The following is a 22,113-nucleotide window of genomic DNA, read 5'->3' as shown; positions in this document are numbered from 1 at the left end:
GTTCCACCGGTACCTCACGTATCACCGGTACATCACGCATCACCCGTACGTCTCCCCCCACACGCTCCAAGAGTTCTGCCTCGCTCTGCCCGGACGGCCGATGGGCCGCCCGGTCCCCCTCGGCCGCCCCGTCACGTCGCGGCCACCGCAGAAGGAGTCAGTGTGAGACGCACCCCCCATGGACGCGCCGTTGCGACCGGCGCACTCGTCGCCGTCACGGCGATGCTGGCCGTCGGCGTGCAGGCCGGCACCGGTACCGCAGCCACCCCGCGGTCCGGCACCACGCACGCCACCCCCCGGTCCGGCGCACTGCCGGCCAAGCTGTCCCCGTCCCAGCGTGCGGAGCTGATCAGGGCAGCGAACGCGACCACGGCACGGACCGCCCGCGAGCTGAAGCTCGGCGCGCAGGAGAAGCTGGTCGTCAAGGACGTCTCGAAGGACGCCGACGGCACCGTCCACACCCGCTACGAGCGCACCTACCAGGGACTGCCCGTCCTCGGCGGTGACCTCGTGGTGCACCAGGCCAAGGGCGGCGCGGTCAAGGGCGTCACCAAGGCCGTCCGCTCCCAGCTCAAGGTCGCGAGCACCACCGCGAAGGTGCGGCCGGCCGCCGCCGAGGCGAAGGCCGTGAAGTCGGCACAGACGCTCGGGTCGAAGAAGACCGAGGCCTCCCAGGCGCCCCGCAAGGTGATCTGGGTCGCCGACGGCAAGCCGCTGCTCGCCTACGAGACGGTGGTCGGCGGGCTGCAGGACGACGGCACGCCCAACCAGCTGCACGTCATCACCGATGCCACCACCGGCGCCAAGCTCTACGAGTACCAGGGCATCGAGAAGGGCATCGGCAACAGCGAGTACAGCGGCAAGGTCACCTTCGGGACCTCGGGCTCGGCCCCGAACTTCTCGATGACCGACCCGACCCGCGGCAACCACAAGACGTACGACCTCAAGCACGGGTCGTCCGGGACCGGTTCGCTGTTCACCGACGCCGACGACACCTGGGGCGACGGCACCACGTCGAACGCCCAGACGGCCGGTGTCGACGCGGCCTACGGTGCCCAGGAGACCTGGGACTACTACAAGAACGTGCACGGCCGCAGCGGCATCAAGGGTGACGGCGTCGGCGCCTACTCCCGCGTCCACTACGGCAACAGCTACGTCAACGCCTTCTGGGACGACGGCTGCTTCTGCATGACCTACGGCGACGGCGAGAACAACGCCGACCCGCTGACCGCCCTCGACGTGGCCGGGCACGAGATGTCGCACGGCGTCACGGCGGCCACCGCGGGTCTCAACTACAGCGGCGAGTCCGGCGGTCTGAACGAGGCGACCTCGGACATCTTCGGCACCTCGGTCGAGTTCTACGCCAACAACGCCTCCGACCCCGGTGACTACCTCATCGGCGAGAAGATCAACATCAACGGCGACGGCACCCCGCTGCGCTACATGGACAAGCCGTCCAAGGACGGGGCGTCGGCGGACTACTGGTCGAGCACGGTCGGCAACAAGGACGTGCACTACTCCTCCGGTGTCGCCAACCACTTCTTCTACCTGCTGTCCGAGGGCAGCGGCGCGAAGGACATCAACGGCGTCCACTACGACAGCCCGACCTTCGACAACCTGCCCGTTCCGGGCATCGGCCGGGCCAACGCCGAGAAGGTCTGGTTCAAGGCACTCAGCCAGTACATGAGCGCCAACACCAACTACGCGGGCGCCCGCACCGCCACGCTCCAGGCGGCGGCCGACCTCTTCGGCCAGGGCAGCGCGACGTACAACACCGTCGCCAACACCTGGGCGGCGGTCAACGTCGGCTCGCGTGTCCCGGACGGCGGCGGGGTCACCGTCACCAACCCGGGCAACCAGTCCAGCACCGTGGGGCAGGCCGCCAGCCTGCAGATCAAGGCGACCAGCGGCACCGCCGGCGCACTGACGTACGCGGCGACCGGACTGCCCGCCGGACTGTCGATCAACGCCACCACGGGTCTGATCTCCGGTACGCCGACCACGGCCGGCACCAGCAATGTGACGGTCACGGTCACCGACTCCGCGAAGAAGACCGGTACGGCCGCCTTCACCTGGACGGTCAGCACCTCCGGCGGTGGCGGCAGCGTCTTCGAGAACACCGACGACGTGGCCATCCCGGACGCGGGTTCGGCGGTCACATCGCCGCTCAGCGTCACCCGCAGCGGCAACGCCCCGAGCACGCTCAAGGTCGGTGTGGACATCGTCCACAGCTACCGCGGCGACCTGGTCATCGACCTGATCGCCCCGGACGGCACCTCCTACCGGCTGAAGAACGCGAGCGCGTTCGACTCGGCGGCGAACGTGAAGACCACGTACACCGTCAACGCCTCCTCCGAGAAGGCGAGCGGCACCTGGAAGCTCAAGGTGCAGGACATCTACGCGGAGGACTCGGGCTACATCAACAGCTGGAAGCTCACTTTCTGACCACGGCCGGCACCGAAGAGTCACCTTCGTGTGCCATAGGCGGGCCGCCAGATCGAGCCACCCGGCAACAGGCCTGCTGAGCACGGCGATTGGGCGTCGTCCCCGGTTCACCGGGGGCGGCGCCCCTCTCCGTTGTACGGACCGCGCACCCGCCTCCATGGACGATTTCCAGCCAACCCGCGAACACCCTCCTGACATGCACGCGTTCGAATGGCAGTCTTCCCGAACGCACGTCACACCCGCATCGCTTTGCACCCCCACCACTTGGCAAAGTTGAAGGAGCACGCGTGACCCCCCGCATATCTCGCAAGACCCGTGTGACCGGTGGCGCCATCGCCGCCGCAGCTCTCCTGGCCGCCGGCATCGCCGGCACCGCGGGAGCCTCCACCGCCCCGGCCCCCACCAAGGACGGTTCCCCCCTCGCGCTCAGCGGCTCGCAGCGCAGCGAACTGCTGCGTGACGCCGGCGCCGCGAAGGCCCAGATGGCCAAGGAACTCGGCCTGGGCTCGCAGGAGAAGCTGGTCGTCAAGGACGTCATCAAGGACGCCGACGGCACCGTCCACACCCGCTACGACCGCACCTACGCCGGCATGCCGGTGCTCGGTGGCGACCTGGTCGTGCACAGCGCCAAGGGCGGCGCGATCAAGAGCACCACCAAGTCGACCAACAAGTCGATCAAGGTGGCCTCCACCACGGCGAAGATCGCCCCCGCGGCCGCCGCGCAGTCGGCCCAGGGCACCGCCGCCAAGTCGCTCAGCGCCAAGAAGGCCGACGCGCAGACGCCCAAGAAGGTCGTCTGGGCCGCCTCCGGCTCGCCCGTCCTCGCCTACGACACCGTCGTCAAGGGCGTGCAGAAGGACGGCACGCCGAGCCGGATGCACGTCATCACGGACGCCGACAGCGGCAAGAAGCTCTTCCAGTACGACGACATCCGTACCGGCAAGGGCGAGAGCGAGTTCAGCGGCAGCGTCGACCTCGGCACCTCCAAGGAGGGCAGCGGCTTCACGCTGACCGACGCCGACCGCGGTGGCCACAAGACCGTCAACCTCGGCAACAGCGAGTCCGGCGAGGGCAAGGCCTTCACCGACGACGACGACAAGTGGGGCACCGGCAAGCCCGACGACCCGCAGACCGCGGCCGTCGACGCCCACTACGGCGCCGCCGAGACCTGGGACTACTACAAGAAGGTCCAGGGCCGCAACGGCATCAAGGGCGACGGCAAGGGTGCCACCTCGCGCGTCCACTACGGCAAGAACTACGTGAACGCCTTCTGGGACGACAGCTGCTTCTGCATGTCCTACGGCGACGGCGAGGGCGACAAGGCCCCGCTGACCGCCCTGGACGTCGCGGCCCACGAGATGTCGCACGGTGTCACCTCCGCCACCGCCAACCTCACCTACAGCGGTGAGTCCGGCGGTCTCAACGAGGGCACCTCGGACATCTTCGGCACCTCGGTCGAGTTCTACGCCAAGAACGACAAGGACCCGGGCGACTACCTCATCGGCGAGAAGATCAACATCAACGGTGACGGCAAGCCGCTGCGCTACATGGACAAGCCGTCCAAGGACGGTCAGTCCAAGGACTTCTGGGACTCCAAGACCGGGGACCTCGACCCGCACTACTCGTCGGGTGTCGCCAACCACTTCTTCTACCTGCTGTCCGAGGGCAGCGGCGCGAAGGAGATCGGTGGCGTCAAGTACGACAGCCCGACCGCGGACGACAAGAAGGTCGAGGGCATCGGCCGGGACAAGGCCGAGAAGATCTGGTTCAAGGCCCTGACCGAGTACATGACCTCGAACACCGACTACAAGGCCGCCCGTGAGGCGACCGTCAAGGCGGCCACCGACCTGTACAAGGCCGGCAGCCCCGAGGTCAAGGGTGTCGAGGCCGCGTGGGACGGCGTCGCCGTCAAGTGACGCGGTGCGCGGGAACGTGCTGAACCTGCCGGGGTGAGACACCCCGGAGGGGGCGGTGTCCGGAGTCTTCCGGGCACCGCCCTTCCGCGTTGTCCGGGCACTGCCCTTCCGCGTCGTCCGGGGCCGTCCCGGGGCCGTCCGGCGATGCCCCCGCCGCGCCGTCCCGCACCTCGCCCCTGCACCCCGCGGCGCCGCCACAGCCGCGATACCGGGCACCCGCCGATTGCGCCCGCAACGGGCCCAACCCGCCCCCGCCGCGAAGGACTTCGCAGGCCGGGCCGAGCCGCCGCAGGCTACCGCCGCGTCCGCCGATATGGCTGATTCCACCCCCTCATGCGCCCTTGTACGGACCACTTCCTGGGGGGAGGCTGCGAAGTGACGCCGACGGGCCCCGGCGCGGCACCACACCTTCCGCACACCGCAACTCCGCTGTGATCACACCGAGTTGAGGAGGCGAGCCGGACGTGTCAGCGCGGCGCCGCACCCGTCCGTACGGGGCGAAGGCCCGCCCGACGGGCCCCGGCACCTGCACGCCGCGCCGCCGGACACGCCCGACGGACGTCCCCGGCCCCGCCCGGGGAGGGCTCACCGGGAGTGCCGTGGAGCCCCTGCGACACGCCCGCACCTCGGATCCACCGGGGGAACCACCGGCCGCAGACGGCCACTGAGCATCACCCCGCACCGCCGTGCCATCCGCCAGCCGAGTGAAAGCGGACAGGAGCGCCCATGCCCGGACCCGTTCCCCACACCGAAAAGCGGATAGAAAGGGCAGACCATAGAAAACACAGTAAAGCACCACAAAACCAGGTGAGCCCATGATCGGTCGCATTCCTGTTCTGGACATCCGCCCGCAGATCGATTGCGGCCGCCACCCGGCGAAGGCCGTGGTGGGTGAGACCTTCGAGGTCTCGGCCACCGTGTTCCGCGAAGGACACGACGCGGTCGCGGCGAATGTGGTGCTGCGCAATCCGGCCGGCCGCTGCGGCCCCTGGACACCCATGCGGGAGCGGGCGCCCGGCACCGACCGGTGGAGCGCCGAGGTCACCCCCGCCGTCGAGGGCCGCTGGTCGTTCACCGTCGAGGCCTGGTCCGACCCCGTGAGCACCTGGCGCCGGCACGCCGCCATCAAGATCCCCGCGGGCATCGACACCGAGCTGGTGCTCGCCGAGGGCGCCGAACTCCACGAACGGGCGGCGGCCGAGGTCCCCAAGAGCGAGGGGCGCGAGGCGGTGCTCACCGCCGTGGACGCGCTGCGCGACCCGGCCCTGCCCGCCGCGACCCGGCTCGCCGCCGCCCTCGCCCCGCAGGTCACCGAGGTGCTGGCGGGCCATCCGCTGCGCGAACTGCTCACCGTCTCGCGCCCGATGCCGCTGGTCGTCGAGCGGCGCCGGGCCCTGTACGGCTCGTGGTACGAGCTGTTCCCGCGCTCCGAGGGCGCCGCCGTCACCCCGGACGGCACGACCGTCGGCGGCACCCTGCGCACCGCCGCCGAGCGGCTGCCGGCCGTCGCCGCCATGGGCTTCGACGTGGTCTATCTCCCGCCGGTCCACCCCATCGGCACCGCCTTTCGCAAGGGCCCCAACAACGCGCTGTCGGCCGGCCCGGACGACGTCGGCTCCCCCTGGGCCATCGGCTCGGCGGCCGGCGGCCACGACGCCCTCCACCCGGCCCTGGGCACCTTCGAGGACTTCGAGCACTTCGTGCGCACCGCCCGCGAGCTGCGGATGGAGGTGGCGCTGGACTTCGCCCTGCAGTGCTCCCCCGACCACCCCTGGGTCACCCTGCACCCGCAGTGGTTCCACCACCGCGCCGACGGCTCCATCGCCCACGCCGAGAACCCGCCGAAGAAGTACCAGGACATCTACCCCCTCGCCTTCGACGCCGACTTCCGGGGGCTGGTCCGCGAGACCGAGCGGCTGCTGCGCTTCTGGATGGCCAAGGGCGTCCGGATCTTCCGTGTGGACAACCCCCACACCAAGCCGGTGGCCCTGTGGGAGAAGGTGATCGGCGACATCAACCGCACCGATCCGGACGTGCTCTTCCTCGCCGAGGCGTTCACCCGTCCGGCCATGCTGCACACCCTCGCCCAGGTCGGCTTCCACCAGTCGTACACCTACTTCACCTGGCGCAACACCAAGCAGGAGCTGACCGAGTACCTCACCGAGCTGTCCGGTGAGTCGGCGTCCTACCTGCGGCCCAACTTCTTCGTGAACACCCCCGACATCCTGCACGCCTACCTCCAGGAGGGCGGCCGCCCCGCCTTCGAGGTACGCGCCGTACTGGCCGCCACCCTGTCCCCCACCTGGGGCGTCTACGCCGGGTACGAGCTGTGCGAGGCGACCCCGGCGCGGCCCGGCAGCGAGGAGTACCTCGACTCGGAGAAGTACCAGCTCAGACCGCGTGACTGGGAGGGGGCGGCACGTCAGGGGCGCACCATCGCCCCCCTGATCACCACGCTCAACCGCATCCGCCGCCGCCACCCCGCCCTGCAGCAGCTGCGCAATCTGCACTTCCACCGGGTCGACAACGACGCCGTCCTCGCCTACTCCAAACGCGAGGGGCACGGCGAGCGGACCGACACGGTGCTCACGGTGGTCAACCTCGACCCGCACCACACCCACGAGGCGACGGTGTCGTTGGACATGCCGGAACTCGGCCTCGGCCGGCACGAATCCTTCCCGGTGCGCGACGAGCTCACCGGCGACACCTACCACTGGGGCAGGGACAACTATGTGCGCCTGGAGCCGGGCAGCTCTCCCGCGCCCGCCCATGTGCTGTCGCTGCGACCGTCCTCACCGATCGGAGGGTCACCCAATTGATCGTCAATGAGCCCGTCCCCGACACCTTCGAGGACACCCCGGCCAAGGACCGCGATCCCGACTGGTTCAAACGCGCCGTCTTCTACGAAGTCCTGGTGCGCTCGTTCCAGGACAGCAACGGCGACGGCATCGGCGACCTCAAGGGCATCACGGCCAAGCTCGACTATCTGCAATGGCTGGGGGTGGACTGTCTCTGGCTGCCGCCGTTCTTCACCTCTCCCCTGCGGGACGGCGGTTACGACGTCGCCGACTACACCGCCGTGCTCCCCGAATTCGGGGATCTGGCGGACTTCGTCGAATTCGTGGACGCCGCCCACCACCGCGGCATGCGGGTCATCATCGACATGGTGATGAACCACACCAGCGATCAGCACCCGTGGTTCCAGGAATCGCGCGCCGACCCCGAGGGGCCGTACGGCGACTATTACATGTGGGCCGACGACGACAAGCAGTACGCCGACGCCCGCATCATCTTCGTCGACACCGAGGCCTCCAACTGGACCTTCGACCCGGTGCGCAAGCAGTACTACTGGCACCGCTTCTTCTCCCACCAGCCGGACCTCAACTACGAGAACCCGGCGGTCCAGGAGGAGATGATCTCCGCCCTGCGCTTCTGGCTGGACCTGGGGATCGACGGGTTCCGGCTGGACGCGGTGCCCTACCTCTACGCCGAAGAGGGCACCAACTGCGAGAACCTGCCCGCCTCGCACGCCTTCCTCAAGCGGGTCCGCGCGGAGATCGACGCACACTATCCGGACACGGTGCTGCTGGCCGAGGCCAACCAGTGGCCGGAGGACGTCGTCGACTACTTCGGGGATTACGGCGTCGGCGGCGACGAGTGCCACATGGCGTTCCATTTCCCGGTCATGCCGCGGATCTTCATGGCGGTCCGCCGCGAATCGCGCTATCCGGTGTCGGAGATCCTCGCCAAGACCCCGGCGATTCCCTCCGGCTGCCAGTGGGGCATCTTCCTGCGCAACCACGACGAGCTGACCCTCGAAATGGTCACGGACGAAGAACGCGACTACATGTACGCGGAATACGCCAAGGACCCGCGGATGCGCGCCAATATCGGCATCCGCCGGCGGCTGGCCCCGCTGCTCGACAACGACCGCAACCAGATCGAGCTCTTCACCGCCCTGCTGCTGTCGCTGCCCGGCTCGCCGATCCTCTATTACGGCGACGAGATCGGGATGGGCGACAACATCTGGCTCGGTGACCGGGACGCGGTGCGCACCCCGATGCAGTGGACGCCCGACCGCAACGCCGGCTTCTCGTCCTGCGACCCCGGCCGGCTCTTCCTGCCGACCATCATGGATCCGGTCTACGGCTACCAGGTCACCAACGTCGAGGCCGCGATGAGTTCGCCCTCCTCGCTGCTGCACTGGACCCGCCGGATGATCGAGATCCGCAAGCAGAACCCGGCGTTCGGGCTCGGCAGCTACACCGAGCTGCCCTCCAGCAATCCGGCGGTGCTGGCCTTCCTGCGGGAGGCTCCGGGCACCGGCGGCGCGGACGACGACCTGGTGCTGTGCGTGCACAATTTCTCGCGCTTCGCCCAGCCCACGGAGCTGGACCTGCGGGCGTTCAGCGGCCGCCATCCGGTGGAACTCATCGGCGGGGTCCGCTTCCCGGCCATCGGGGAGCTGCCGTATCTGCTGACCCTCGCCGGCCACGGCTTCTACTGGTTCCGGCTGCGCAGAAATTCCGGGTGACGCCCGTGCCCCGACCGGGCACGGGTGCCGGGAACCACGCCCGTACGCGGCCACATGGCGCGTACGGGCGTTTTTTGACCTTTCGCTCGGGCAGTCTCCCTACTATCGCGCGGGCCGGGTGAGCCCCGTCGGTCCCCCGGTCCGGGGGGACACCGCGCAGCGGAGCAGCACGGGCCCACCATCCGCTGCCGTACGGACGCTCTCGCACGACGGCCTCCCGGACTCCGTCTGGGGGTACCCCCACCGCGCCGCCGCACAGTCAAGGCCGCATTCCGGGACACTTGGCCCTATATGTCGTGTGCCCGGGGAAAGGACGCGACGCCATGTCGGACACCGCCTCGACCCGTGCCACCCGAAACACCCCTGACCGCCGCCCGCTCGCCGCCGCACCCGATCTGCTCTCCTCACTGGCCGCCCTGCTCGCCGCATGGGTGCCACGCCAGCGCTGGTTCGCCGGCAAGGGACGGATGGTCACCGGCTTCTCGCTGCTCTCGGCGACCGAGCTGCTGCCGTGCACCGCCGACGGCGGCACGCCGGGCCTGCTGCATCTGCTCGTCCGCGCCCAGCAGAGCGCGCCGCCGAGCCGCACCCCCGCCGGCGGCGACCGCTACCAGCTGCTGCTCGGGGTGCACCGGGCGCCGCCGCCGCAGCTGGCGCCCGCGGCGATCGGCCGCCCCAGCGTCGGCCCGCTCGCCGGCCGCACGGTCTACGACGCGCTGCTCGACCCGCGGCTGTGCGGGCTGCTGCTGGAGCGGCTGCGGGTACCGGGCCGGCTGGGCGCGCTGCGCTTCTGCCGCGAGCCGGACGCCGTCATCCCCGCCGGGCTGACCGGCCGGCCGATCGCCGTCGAGCAGTCCAACTCCTCGATCGTGTACGGCGATTCGTTCATCCTGAAGGTCTTCCGGCGGATCGAGCCGGGCATCAACCCGGACCTGGAGCTGCCCCGGGCACTGGCGGACGCCAAGTGTGCGCGGGTGCCGGCGCCGGCCGCGTGGTTCGAGGCGCCGGCCGTGGAGGAGGGCGGCGAGGCGACCACCCTGGGCGTGCTCCAGCCGTTCCTGCCGGGCTCGGCGGACGGCTGGCAGCTGGCGCTCAACGCGCTGGCGGTGCGGGCCGACTTCAGCGGCTCGGCGCGGGCGCTGGGCCACGCCACGGCGGAGGTGCACACCGCGCTCGCCCAGACGCTGCCGGTCTGCGAGCTGCGCCGGCCGCAGCTCGAAACGATCGCCACCCGGATGAACGAGCGGCTGACGGCCACCGCCCGCGCCGTGCCCGTGCTCCAGCCCTACCGCGCCCGGCTGCGGACCGCGTTCGACGCACTGGCCGCGCTCGGCCGCGACGGGCGCGGCTGGGCCGCCCAGCGCATCCACGGGGATCTGCATCTGGGCCAGACGCTGCGCTCCGCCGACGAGGGGCGCTGGTCGCTGATCGACTTCGAGGGGGAGCCGGCCCGCCCGCTGGCCGAGCGGCGGCGGCTGGAGCCGGCGGTGCGCGATGTCGCGGCGATGCTGCGCTCCTTCGACTACGCGGCGCGCAGCGGACCGGCCGGTGGCGACCCCTGGTCGCTGGACTGGGCGCGCCGCACCCGTGACGCCTACTGCCTGGGCTACGCGGAGGCCGGCGGGCTCGATCCGCGCTCCGCGCCCGAACTGATGCGCGCCTACGAGACCGACAAGGCCGTCTACGAGGTGCTCTACGAGGCCCGGCACCGGCCCGACTGGCTGTCCGTCCCGATGGCCGCCATCCGGCGGCTGGCCGCGGGCGGGGAGCCGGCCGTGGGGGCGGACGGGTCCGGCGCGTCCCGGTCCGCCGGGTCCGACGGCCGGGGGTGAGGGGCCGCCGACGAACCGCCGCCGCACCGCCGCCCGTTGCCCGTTGCCCGTTGCCCGCCGAGATCCGACCGCTGCCCCGCCCGAGGAGGCCCTCCCGTGACCGCCCGCCCGCCGTCCCCTCCGCACTCCCCCGACCCCGCGCCCGCCCGGGGCGCGACCGACGACCGCACGGCGGGGCTCCCCGGCCGCCCGGCGGCCTCCCGACCGCCGTCCGCCGAAGGCCGGACGGCCACGCAGGACACGGCCGGCGCCACCCCCGCCGCCCGCCCGCCGCTGGCACCCCGTACGGCCCCGGCGCCCGGACGCGCCGAGGGCGCCCCGGCCACCTTCCGCGCGGCGCGGCCGGCGGGCGGCGGGCACGGGGTGCGGGCCGCCGCCCCGCTGCCCGACGAGGACCGCGACCGGCTGCTGGACGGCACCCATCACGACCCGCACGGGCTGCTGGGCGCCCACCCCGTGCGCGGCGGACTGCTCATCCGGGTGCTGCGGCCGTGCGCGAAGAGCGTCACCGTCCTGGCCAAGGGCCTGCGCGCCGCGCTGCACGCCGAGGGCGCGGGGCTGTTCGCGGGGGTGCTGCCGCTGACCACCGTCCCGGACTACGAGCTGCTGGTCGACTACGGCGACCACACCGTGACCGTGCACGACCCCTACCGCTTCCTGCCGGCGCTCGGCGAGCTGGATCTGCACCTGTTCGGCGAGGGGCGGCACGAGCAGCTGTGGCAGGCCCTCGGCGCGCGGATCATGGACCACCAGGGGGTGACCGGCACCCGCTTCGCCGTCTGGGCGCCGAATGCCCGGGGCGTCCGGGTCGTCGGCGACTTCAACTGCTGGGACGGCACCGGCCACCCGATGCGGTCGCTGGGCTCCTCGGGCGTCTGGGAGCTCTTCCTGCCGGGCGTCGGCGAGGGCGAGCTGTACAAGTTCGAGATCACCCGGCCGGACGGCACCCGGACCGTGCGCGCCGACCCGATGGCCCGGCGGACCGAGTGCCCGCCGGCCACCGCCTCGATCGTGGACGCCGCGCACCACCAATGGACCGACGGTGACTGGATGGCCCGGCGCGGGGAGCGGCCCGTGCACCGGGCGCCGTTCTCGGTCTACGAGGTGCACCTCCCCTCCTGGCGGCCGGGGCTGACCTACCGTCAGCTGGCTGCGCAGCTCCCCGCGTACGTCAAGGACCTGGGCTTCACCCACGTCGAGTTCATGCCGGTGTGCGAGCACCCCTTCGGCGGCTCCTGGGGCTATCAGGTCACCGGCTTCTACGCGCCCACCGCCCGGATGGGCACCCCGGACGACTTCCGGTATCTGGTCGACGCGCTGCACCGGGCCGGCATCGGCGTCCTGATGGACTGGGTGCCGGCGCACTTCCCCCGTGACGACTGGGCGCTGGCCGAGTTCGACGGCCGGCCGCTCTACGAGCACCAGGATCCGGCGCGGGCCGCGCACCCGGACTGGGGCACCCTGGAGTTCGACTACGGCCGCACCGAGGTCCGTAACTTCCTGGTCGCCAACGCGGTGTACTGGTGCGAGGAGTTCCACATCGACGGCCTGCGGGTCGACGCGGTCGCCTCCATGCTCTACCTCGACTACTCGCGCGAGGAGGGCGGCTGGACACCGAACGTGCACGGCGGCCGGGAGGACCTGGACGCGGTCGCCTTCCTCCAGGAGATGAACGCGACGGTCTACCGCCGCTGCCCCGGCGTCGTCACCATCGCCGAGGAGTCCACCGCCTGGGACGGCGTCACCCGCGCCACCCATCATGTCGGGCCCGGCGGCTTCGGCGGGCTGGGCTTCGGCCTGAAGTGGAACATGGGGTGGATGCACGACTCGCTGGGCTACGCCGCCAAGGAGCCGGTGCACCGCAAGTACCACCACGGCGAGATGACCTTCTCCATGATCTACGCCTACTCCGAGAACTACGTGCTGCCGATCTCGCACGACGAGGTGGTGCACGGCAAGCGGGCGCTGGTGTCGAAGATGCCCGGTGACTGGTGGCAGCAGCGCGCCACCCACCGGGCCTACCTCGGCTTCATGTGGGCCCACCCCGGCAAGCAACTCCTCTTCATGGGGCAGGAGTTCGCCCAGGGCGCGGAGTGGGCCGAGAGCCACGGACCGGACTGGTGGCTGCTCGACCCCTGCTACGAGGCGGAGGCGGACCACCGGGGGGTGCGCGATCTGGTCCGCGCGCTGAACCGTCATTACGCCGACGCGCCCGCACTGTGGGAACGCGACACGGACCCGGACGGCTTCTCCTGGATCGACGGCGAGGCGCGCGAGGACAACGTCTTCTCCTTCCTGCGCTTCGCCGCCGACGGCTCCCCCCTGATCTCGGTCACCAACTTCTCCCCCGTGGTCCGCCACGCCTACCGGCTCGGCGTCCCCGACCACCTCTCCGCCTGGCGCGAGGTCCTCAACACCGACGACCCGCGCTACGGCGGCAGCGGTGTCACCAACCCCGACCCCCTGACGGCGGAGCCGGTCCCCTGGAACGGCCGCGCCGCCTCCGTCACCCCCGTACTGCCCCCCTTGGCCACCGTCTGGCTACGACCCCTCTGAGCACTCATGGGCGGTGCTTGTCCGATCCGTCTCCCGCTGCCGCGGCGCCCCCGCCGATCAGATCCCTCACCCAAGGCGTTATGTCGCATTCCTCCTCGTGCGCGCCCCCACGCCACCGGCCTTCGCCGGCCGCGTCTTCCCTGTCCTCCATATGGTGTCAGGAGCCACCGACAATCGACCCGGGCCGATGAAATCGCAGGTCAAGGCGGTGTGAGTGGGGGTGCGGCGAGGTGCTGCGCGGGTGGGTGACGGCCGGCGCGCCGAAGGGGCGGGGCCCGTGTCGGCACCCGCCCCTTCTCCCCTCCTGCGGCCCGGGATCAGACCCCGGCGGGCGTCTTCTCCGCCCCGCCCCCGCGCGGGCCGACGGCGTCGGCCCCGGCGGCGGTCCCCGGCCCGGCGGACGCCTCGTCGGCCAGCGACTTCTCGTCGAACGGCAGCCGTCCGGCCAGCACCTCCGCGGTCCGGGCGCGGTCGATCTCCTTGGTCCAGGTGCCGATCAGCACCGTGGCCACCGCGTTGCCCGCGAAGTTGGTCAGGGCGCGCGCCTCGCTCATGAAGCGGTCGATGCCGACGATCAGGCCGACGCCGTCGACCAGTTCGGGGCGGTGCGACTGCAGGCCGCCGGCCAGCGTCGCCAGGCCCGCGCCGGTGACGCCCGCCGCCCCCTTCGAGGCGATGACCATGAACACCAGCAGTGAGATCTGCTGGCCCAGCGGCAGCGGCTTGCCCATCGCCTCGGCCACGAACAGCGAGGACATCGTCAGGTAGATGGCGGTGCCGTCGAGGTTGAAGCTGTAGCCGGTGGGGACGGTGATGCCGACCACCGGCCTGCTGACGCCCAGGTGCTCCATCTTCGCGATCAGCCGCGGCAGCGCCGACTCCGAGGAGGAGGTGGACAGGATCAGCAGGAACTCCCGGGCGAGGTACTTCAGCAGCAGGAAGATGTTGACGCCCGCGACGAGCCGCAGCAGCGTGCCGAGCACCACGATCACGAACAGCAGACAGGTCGTGTAGAAGCCGACCATGATGACCGCCAGCGACTTCAGCGCGTCCAGACCGGTCTCGCCGACCACCGCGGCCATGGCGCCGAAGGCACCCACCGGCGCCGCCCACATGATCATGGCCAGCACCCGGAAGACCAGCTTCTGGAGGTGCCCGATCCCGCGCAGCACCGGCTCGCCCGCCGTGCCCAGCGCCTGCAGCCCGAAGCCCACCAGCAGCGCCACCAGAAGCGTCTGCAGCACCTCACCCTGGGTGAAGGCGGAGACCAGCGTGGTGGGGATCATGCCGAGCAGGAACTCCGGCAGCGACTCGCCGCCGCCCGAGGTCTGGGCCTGGCCGGCGTGCCGCACGGTCTCCGTCAGATGCAGTCCGGAGCCGGGCTCCAGGATGTTGCCGACCACCAGGCCGATGGCCAGCGCGATCGTCGACATCACCATGAAGTAGCCGAGCGCCAGCCCGCCGACCGCGCCGACCTTGGCGGCCTTACGGACCGAGCCGACACCCAGCACGATCGTGCAGAAGATGACCGGCGAGATCATCATCTTGATCAGGTTCACGAACCCCGTGCCCAGCGGCTTGAGCTGGACGGCGACACCGGGGGCGGCGAAGCCCACGACGATGCCGAGCAGCACCGCCCCGATCACGGCGATGTAGAGGAAGTGGGTCCGGTCCCGCTTCGCCGGCGCGGTCTCCTCGGTGGTGCCCCCACGCGGCGGGGTCTGTGCGGCCACGACTGTCTCCTCGGTCTACGGCTGTGCGCCGATCTGCGGCTCCGGCGCACCACAAGTTCCGGCGACTATGCACGCCGCTGTGGCGCCCGTCACCCTTGCGTACATTTCGTTCACGTAAAAGTGACCGTGCAGACGGTTCTGCGGTCACCGTGCACACTGTTGTGCATGCGACTCCCCCGACCCCGGCCGCCCCGACGGCTGCGGGGCCCCCGCAGCCTCGCCGGGCAGCTCTTCGCGATGCAGGTCGTGCTGGTGGCGGTGGCCGTCATGGGCTGCGCCGTCTTCGCGTACCTCAGCGCCGGCCGGCAGGCGGAGGAGACCGCGCGGCGGCAGGCGACCGCGGCGGCCACCGCCGTCGCCGACTCCCCGGCCGTCATCGCGGCGGCCCGCGGTACGGACCCGACGGCCGCGCTCCAGCCCTACAGCGAGCAGCTGCGGCACGACGCGGGCGTCGACTTCGTGGTGGTGATGGGCACGGACGGCACCCGCTGGACGCATCCGGAGCCCGCCGCGATCGGCCACACGTACCTGGGGCACATCGGCCCGGCGCTGCGCGGCACGACCTTCGCCGAGACGCACATGGGGGTGCTCGGCCCGTCGGTGCGGGTCGTCGCCCCGGTCCGTGATCCGCAGCGCGGCGGCCGGATCACCGCGCTGGTCAGCTCCGGGATCACCATCAAGACCATCAGCGAGCAGCTGCGCGACCAGGTGCTGGCCCTGGTGGGGGTGGCGGCCGGGGCGCTGGCGCTCGGCGGCCTGGGGACGTATGTGATCAACGCCCGGCTGCGGCGGCACACCCACGGGATGAACGCCGGCGAGCTGAGCCGGATGCACGACTACCACCAGGCCGCGCTGCACGCCGTCCGCGAGGGGCTCCTGATGCTCGACGGGCGGGGCCGGGTCGCCCTGATCAACGACGGCGGGCGGGAGCTGCTGGGGCTGTCCGGCGACGCGGTGGGCCGCCCGGTCACCGGGCTGGGGCTGCCCCCGGCGCTGACCGAGGCGCTGCTGGCGCCCGGCCCGCGGGTCGACGAACTGCAGCTGACCGGCGAGCGGGTGCTGGTGGTCAACTCCGCGCCGGTCTCCGGCGGCGAGCACCGCGGCAGCGTGGTCACCCTCCGCGACCACACCGAACTCCAGGCGCTGTCCGGGGAGTTGGACTCGGTGCGCGGTTTCACCGAGGCGCTGCGCTCGCAGGCCCACGAGGCCGCCAACCGGCTGCACACCGTGGTGTCGCTGATCGAACTGGGGCGCTCCGAGGAGGCCGTGGAGTTCGCGACCGCGGAGCTGGAGCTGGCGCAGGCGCTGACCGATCAGGTGGTCGGGGCGGTCGCCGAGCCGGTGCTCGCCGCGCTGCTGCTCGGCAAGGCGGCACAGGCCAACGAGCGCGGCATCGAGCTGACGCTGACGCCCGACAGCCGGATCGACGACGGGCTGCTGCCGCCCGCGCTGCCGGCCCGTGACCTGGTCACGGTGCTGGGCAACCTCCTGGACAACGCCCTCGACGCCGCGGCCGCGCCCCGGGAGCCCGGCGCCGCCCCGCCGCGGGTGGCGGTCACCGCGCGGGCGGCCGACGGCGAACTGCTGCTGCGGGTGGCGGACAACGGTCCGGGGGTGGCCGCGGACGCCGCGGACGAGATCTTCCGGCGCGGCTGGAGCACCAAGCAGGGCGCGGCGCCTTCCGCCCGGGGCCGCGGTCTGGGCCTGGCCCTGGTGCAGCAGGCGGTGCGCCGCCACGACGGTGCGGTGACGCTGGACCGGGCCCCCGGAGGCGGGGCGCGGTTCACCGTGCGGCTGCCGCTGCGGGCGGGGGCGACGGCATGAGCGGGGCGCCCCTCCCGGCGCGCCCGGTCCGGGCAGGAGTCCCGCGGTGAGCGCCCCCGACATCCGGGTCCTCGTCGTCGAGGACGATCCGGTCGCCGCCGACGCGCACGCCCTGTACGTCGGGCGGGTTCCCGGCTTCACCGTCTCGGGCACCGTGCACTCCGGCGCCGGCGCCCGCCGCCACCTGGAGGCGCACGGCGTCGATCTGCTGCTGCTCGACCTCTATCTGCCCGACGCCCACGGGCTGGCGCTGGTGCGCTCGCTGCGCGCGGCCGGGCACACCGCCGACATCATCGCGGTCACCTCCGCCCGTGATCTGACGATGGTGCGCGAGGGCGTCTCGCTCGGCGTGGTGCAGTACGTCCTCAAGCCGTTCACCTTCGCCACCCTGCGCGACCGGCTCACCCGCTACGCCCGGTTCCGCGCCACCACGGGCGAGGCCAGCGGGCAGGACGAGGTGGACCGGGCGCTGGCCGCGCTGCGCTCGCCCCAGCCGGCCGCGCTGCCCAAGGGCCTGACGGCGGCCACCCTGCGGGCGGTGACCGATGTGCTGCGGGCCTCCGGCGGCGGGCTGACCGCCACCGAGGCCGCCGCCGACGTGGGGATCTCACGGATCACCGCGCGCCGCTACCTGGAGCACCTCGTGGTCGCCGGCCGGGCCGCCCGCGCGCCCCAGTACGGCCACGTCGGCCGGCCCGAACTGCGCTATCGCTGGTCGGGACACTGACCGGCGGTCAGCCGGCGGCGCCCCACGGCCGGTTGGCGGCCGTGCCGGGCGCCGCCGCCCGGAGTGCCGGACCCGGCGAGGGCGCCGCCTGGTAGCTTCCTACGACGTGCCGCCTTGGTCCTCCGCACCATAGGTGCCCCGGCGCCCCGCCACTTACCGTGAGCCGGTGCGCACACCCGCCGGGGAGCCCCGCCGGTCCCCTTTCGACGCCACGGCCGCCCGACGGCTCCGCGAGGCCCTCGGCATGACCCCGGCCCATGTCGCGTACGGGATCGCCGCCGCCTACGGGATCCGGCTGCCGCCGGCGACGGTGGCGGCCTGGGAAGCGGGGGAACGCACCCCCTCGGAGGCCGAACTGGCCGCGCTGGCCGGCGCCCTGGGGTGCGCGCCGGCCGAGCTGCTCGGCACTCCGCAGACCCTGCGCGGCCACCGGCTGGCGCGCGGCCTGGCCGCCGCGGACCTCGCGCGCGCGATCGGGATGGACCCGGCCGCCTACGAGCGGCTGGAGGACGGCGGCCGCCGGCGCGGCACCGAGCGGCAGGCCGCGGCGCTCGCCGGGGCGCCGGCACTGCCGCTGCCCGCGCTGATCCGCTTCACCGGCCGGGAGGCACGGCTGACCGAGCTGCTGACCGGCGCCGTCACCACCCGCTGGCAGGCCGCCGTCCGGCCGGTCGGCACGGTCGTCCCGCTGCCCGGGCGGCTGCTGCGCGAGGTGCTGCGGGAGCTGCACACCGACTACCGGGCGACGGTGGCCGCTACGCTGCACTGGGGCGGCGGGGCGCGCCGAGGAGTCCGGCCGGGCGGGACGCGCCTTTCTCGACGGCATCCTGGCGGAATTCTGGTCCCGCGTGGACGCTTCGCACCCGTGAACCGCGGCCCGGCGCCTCGGGGTTCCGCCGTCGGCCGGAGGGCTGAGGTCCGTCCGTCCAGAGGATGACGGCGGGGGCAAGGGTGGCACTTCCGGCCGGTCCGGCTTTCGGTCCCTGCGGGTGAAGACCGGGAGGATCTGCGCATTCGAAAATAAGGACGTCGAAACATCCGTCCTTTTTCCAGGAGTTCCCGTGTCCCACGCGGCCGCCTCGCCGGGTTTCCCCGCCTCCCCCGCCTCCCTCCACACCGCTGCCGTCGCCGCCCGTGCCACGGACCTGAGCAAGGTCTACGGCCAGGAGGACACCCGGGTGGTCGCGCTGGACTCCGTCTCGGTCGACTTCGGCAAGGCCCGGTTCACGGCGATCATGGGCCCGTCCGGCTCCGGCAAGTCGACGCTGATGCACTGCATGGCCGGGTTGGACTCGATCTCCGGCGGCTCGGCCCGGATCGGTGAGACCGAGCTGTCCTCGCTCAACGACCGGCAGCTGACGCGGCTGCGCCGGGACAAGATCGGCTTCATCTTCCAGGCCTTCAACCTGCTGCCGACGCTGACCGCGCTGGAGAACATCACGCTGCCGATGGACATCGCGGGCCGCAAGCCCGAACAGGCCTGGCTCGACGCCGTCATCGAGACCGTCGGCCTGTCGGGACGGCTCTCCCACCGGCCCGCCCAGCTCTCCGGCGGCCAGCAGCAGCGCGTCGCGGTCGCCCGGGCGCTGGCCGCCCAGCCGGAGATCATCTTCGCGGACGAGCCGACCGGCAACCTCGACTCCCGCTCCGGCGCCGAAGTCCTGGGCTTCCTGCGGGAGTCGGTGCGCGCGATGAGCCAGACGGTGGTGATGGTCACCCACGACCCGGTCGCCGCCGGCTACGCGGACCGGGTGGTCTTCCTCGCCGACGGCCGGATCGTCGAGGAGCTGCACGAGCCGACCGCGGACAGCGTCCTGGACCGGATGCGGCTGTTCGACTCCAAGGGCCGTACGAGCTGACACCGGCGCCCTTTTGCGCCCCCGGGCGCCGCCCTTCACCCGAGCAACCGGACCAGGACCCACCATGCTGCGTACAGCCCTGCGCAATGTCCTTGCGCACAAAGCCCGATTGATGATGACCGCGCTCGCGGTCCTGCTCGGCGTCGCCTTCGTCGCCGGCACCCTGATCTTCAGCGACACCGTCGGCGAGGCCGTCAAGAAGGCCTCCGCCAAGAGCCTCGACGGCGTGGCCGTCTCCGTCCAGGCCGTCGACGCCGAGGACGGCCCGCGCACCGACAAGAACGGCAAGCGGAGCACTCTCCTCGACGACAAGCTGGCGGACAAGGTCCGCGCGCTGCCGGGCGTGCAGTCCCTGCGGCGCGACGTCACCGGCACCGCGACCCTCGCCGGCCCGGACGGCATACCGATCGGCAACGGCTGGCAGAACCTCGCCGCCAACTTCCAGCCGGACAAGGACGGCCACGACGCCCGCTACCCGCTGCTGCGGGGCCGCGGACCGGCCACCGGGAACGAGATCGCGCTGGACGAGGCCACCGCCGAGGCGGCCCACTACAAGGTCGGCGACACCGTGCGGTTCGCCACCGACGGCCCGGTGCTGACGAAGAAGCTGGTCGGCATCGTCACCACCGACGACCCGCAGGTGACCACGGGCGGCAGCCTCGCCCTCTTCGACACCGCCACCGCACAGAAGCTGTACCTCCACCCGGGGCAGTTCGACGAGCTGGTGGTGGGCGCCGCGCCCGGCACCGATCAGCAGGCGCTGACCGCCAAGGTCCGCGAGCTCCTGCCCAAGGACCGGGCCGAGGCCACCAGCGGCACCGCACTCGCCGCCGAGCAGTCCCGGATGGTCACCGCGCAGAACAAGGCCCTCAGCCAGACGCTGCTGGTCTTCGCCGGCATCGCGCTGTTCGTCGGCATCTTCATCATCGCCAACACCTTCACCATGCTCATCTCCCAGCGCAGCCGGGAGATCGCCCTGCTGCGCGCGGTCGGCGCCTCCCGGCGGCAGGTGGTCCGCTCGGTGCTGGCCGAGGCCGGTCTGCTGGGCCTGCTCTCGTCCGTCGTCGGGTTCGGGCTGGGCACCGCGATCGCGGTGGGCCTGCGGGCGGTGCTGGACGCCAACGGCGCGGGCTTCCCGGACGGACCGGTCATCATCAGCCCGACCACGGTGCTCTCCTCGCTCGCGGTGGGCATCGGGGTGACCGTGCTGGCCGCCTGGCTGCCGTCCCGCAAGGCGGCGAAGATCGCCCCGGTGGAGGCGCTGAACACCGTCGAGGCGCCGCCGGCCCCGCGCAGCCTGGTGATCCGCAACTCCCTCGGCGCGCTCGTCACCGGCCTCGGTGTCGCGGTGATGTTCTACGTCGCCACGCTGACGTCCTCCGACGACCTGCCGATCGCGATGATGGGCTCGATGCTGACGCTGACCGGCGTCATCATCCTCGCGCCGCTGCTGTCCCGGCCCCTGGTCTCGCTCGCCGGCATCCTCACCACCCGGCTCTTCGGCATCGGCGGCAAGCTCGCCACGCAAAACGCGCTGCGCAACCCGCGCCGTACGGCGGCGACCGCTTCGGCACTGATGATCGGTCTCACCCTGATCACCGGCATGACCGTCGTCGGCAACTCGACGCAGCAGGCCATGGACAAGATGACGGCCAACGGACTGACGGCCGACTACAAGGTCGGGACCTCGACGTACACCGGCCTGGACCCCGCGCTGTCGAAGAAGGTCGCGGATCTGCCGGGCGTCGCGGCGATGGCCCCGCTGCGCAGCACGGGCTTCGAGGCCGGCGGGCACTTCACGAGCCTGAACGGCACCGACCTCGCGACGATCGGCAAGGTCGCCCGGCTGGACTTCACCAGCGGTTCCCCGGCGCGCGCCGGGGCCGGTGAGATCGCGGTCTCGCAGAGCGCGGCCAAGGAGAACGGCTGGCGCGCCGGCGAGACCGTGGAGGCCACCTTCGACGACAAGAAGAAGGAGAAGCTGACAATCGCCGGCGTCTACGCGGACAACCCGGTGGTCGGCGACGCGTTCGGCGCCACCTCCCTGGTGGACCCGCACATGACCCAGCTGAAGAACGAGGAGCTGCTGGTCAAGACCCAGGGCAGCCCGACCCTGGAGACGGAGAAGCAGATCCGGCACGCCCTCGGCGACAGCCCGCTGCTGAAGGTCCAGGACCACGCGGACCTGCGCAAGGAGAACGCCGGGCAGATCGACACCGTGCTCTACGTCGTCTACGGGCTGCTGGGCATGGCCATCGTCATCGCGGTGGTGGGCGTGGTCAACACCCTGGCCATGTCGGTCTTCGAGCGGACCCGCGAGATCGGGATGCTGCGCGCCATCGGGCTGGCCCGCAGCGGCATCAAGCAGATGGTCCGGCTGGAGTCGGTGGTCCTCTCGCTGTTCGGCGCGGTCCTGGGGATCGGCGTGGGGATCTTCCTCTCCTGGGCCGGCGGCAGCCTCGTCGGCAAGGGGCTCCCGACGTACGAACTGCTGCTGCCCTGGGGCAGGCTGGGGCTGTTCCTGCTGCTCGCGCTGGTCGTCGGGGTGCTGGCCGCGCTCTGGCCGGCCCGCCGCGCGGCCCGGCTGAACATGCTGGAGGCCATCGGCGCGCAGTGAGCGACCGCGGGCACCGACGGCGGCGCGCCCGTCCCCGACCGGGGGCGGGCGCGCCGCCGTCGGCACGTCC

General features: G+C 72.0%; 11 protein-coding genes and 1 pseudogene. 11 read left to right on the top strand and 1 reads right to left on the bottom strand.

Features of this window, described 5'->3' with window-relative positions:
* The first annotated feature begins 162 nt into the window (after positions 1–162).
* The 6 genes from ACQP17_RS25250 to glgB all read left to right on the top strand — a co-directional run bounded on the left by ACQP17_RS25250 (position 163) and on the right by glgB (position 13,283).
* Positions 163–2,445, top strand: a complete 2,283-nt coding sequence (locus tag ACQP17_RS25250; protein WP_433858320.1) for a M4 family metallopeptidase — start codon at positions 163–165, stop codon at positions 2,443–2,445.
* A 287-nt stretch (positions 2,446–2,732) separates the two neighbouring features.
* Entirely contained in the window at positions 2,733–4,361 is a 1,629-nt protein-coding gene (locus tag ACQP17_RS25245) for a M4 family metallopeptidase (RefSeq protein WP_433858319.1), read from the top strand.
* 815 nt (positions 4,362–5,176) lie between these two features.
* Positions 5,177–7,180, top strand: a complete 2,004-nt coding sequence (locus tag ACQP17_RS25240; RefSeq protein WP_433858318.1) for an alpha-1,4-glucan--maltose-1-phosphate maltosyltransferase — start codon at positions 5,177–5,179, stop codon at positions 7,178–7,180.
* Positions 7,177–8,895 carry a maltose alpha-D-glucosyltransferase gene (treS, locus tag ACQP17_RS25235; protein WP_189104778.1) on the top strand — a complete coding sequence of 573 codons (1,719 nt, stop codon included), beginning with the start codon at positions 7,177–7,179 and terminating at the stop codon, positions 8,893–8,895. Before ACQP17_RS25240 ends, treS begins: the two co-directional genes overlap by 4 nt.
* Before the next feature lie 323 nt (positions 8,896–9,218).
* The gene (locus tag ACQP17_RS25230; RefSeq protein ID WP_433858317.1) at positions 9,219–10,727 is read left to right on the top strand and encodes a maltokinase N-terminal cap-like domain-containing protein; all 1,509 of its coding nucleotides are present in this window, start codon (positions 9,219–9,221) and stop codon (positions 10,725–10,727) included.
* 96 nt (positions 10,728–10,823) lie between these two features.
* On the top strand, positions 10,824–13,283 hold the full coding sequence (gene glgB, locus ACQP17_RS25225) for a 1,4-alpha-glucan branching enzyme (protein ID WP_433858316.1): 2,460 nt from the start codon (positions 10,824–10,826) through the stop codon (positions 13,281–13,283).
* 317 nt (positions 13,284–13,600) lie between these two features.
* On the opposite strand, the gene ACQP17_RS25220 is transcribed toward glgB, so the two are convergent.
* Positions 13,601–15,016, bottom strand: a complete 1,416-nt coding sequence (locus ACQP17_RS25220; RefSeq protein ID WP_433858315.1) for a cation:dicarboxylate symporter family transporter — start codon at positions 15,014–15,016, stop codon at positions 13,601–13,603.
* 165 nt (positions 15,017–15,181) lie between these two features.
* On the opposite strand from ACQP17_RS25220, the gene ACQP17_RS25215 reads away from it, so the two are divergent.
* The 5 genes and pseudogenes from ACQP17_RS25215 (at position 15,182) to ACQP17_RS25195 (ending at position 22,043) form a co-directional block, all read left to right on the top strand.
* Positions 15,182–16,840, top strand: a complete 1,659-nt coding sequence (locus ACQP17_RS25215) for an ATP-binding protein (RefSeq protein ID WP_433858314.1) — start codon at positions 15,182–15,184, stop codon at positions 16,838–16,840.
* Between the two features lie 46 nt (positions 16,841–16,886).
* The gene (locus tag ACQP17_RS25210; RefSeq protein ID WP_364877545.1) at positions 16,887–17,567 is read left to right on the top strand and encodes a response regulator; all 681 of its coding nucleotides are present in this window, start codon (positions 16,887–16,889) and stop codon (positions 17,565–17,567) included.
* Between the two features lie 244 nt (positions 17,568–17,811).
* Positions 17,812–18,436, top strand: a pseudogene (locus tag ACQP17_RS25205) (helix-turn-helix domain-containing protein).
* Positions 18,437–18,628: 192 nt separating this feature from the next.
* Positions 18,629–19,426, top strand: coding sequence for an ABC transporter ATP-binding protein (locus ACQP17_RS25200; protein WP_433858313.1), 798 nt, complete (start codon positions 18,629–18,631; stop codon positions 19,424–19,426).
* Between the two features lie 64 nt (positions 19,427–19,490).
* Positions 19,491–22,043 carry an ABC transporter permease gene (locus ACQP17_RS25195; RefSeq protein WP_433858312.1) on the top strand — a complete coding sequence of 851 codons (2,553 nt, stop codon included), beginning with the start codon at positions 19,491–19,493 and terminating at the stop codon, positions 22,041–22,043.
* Positions 22,044–22,113 lie beyond the last annotated feature (70 nt).

Origin of the sequence: Streptomyces kronopolitis, assembly GCF_050953795.1 — a bacterium.
GTDB lineage: Bacteria > Actinomycetota > Actinomycetes > Streptomycetales > Streptomycetaceae > Streptomyces > Streptomyces kronopolitis_A.
Note: the sequence above shows the minus strand (reverse complement) of the source record. Positions and strands in the feature narration are given on the sequence as shown.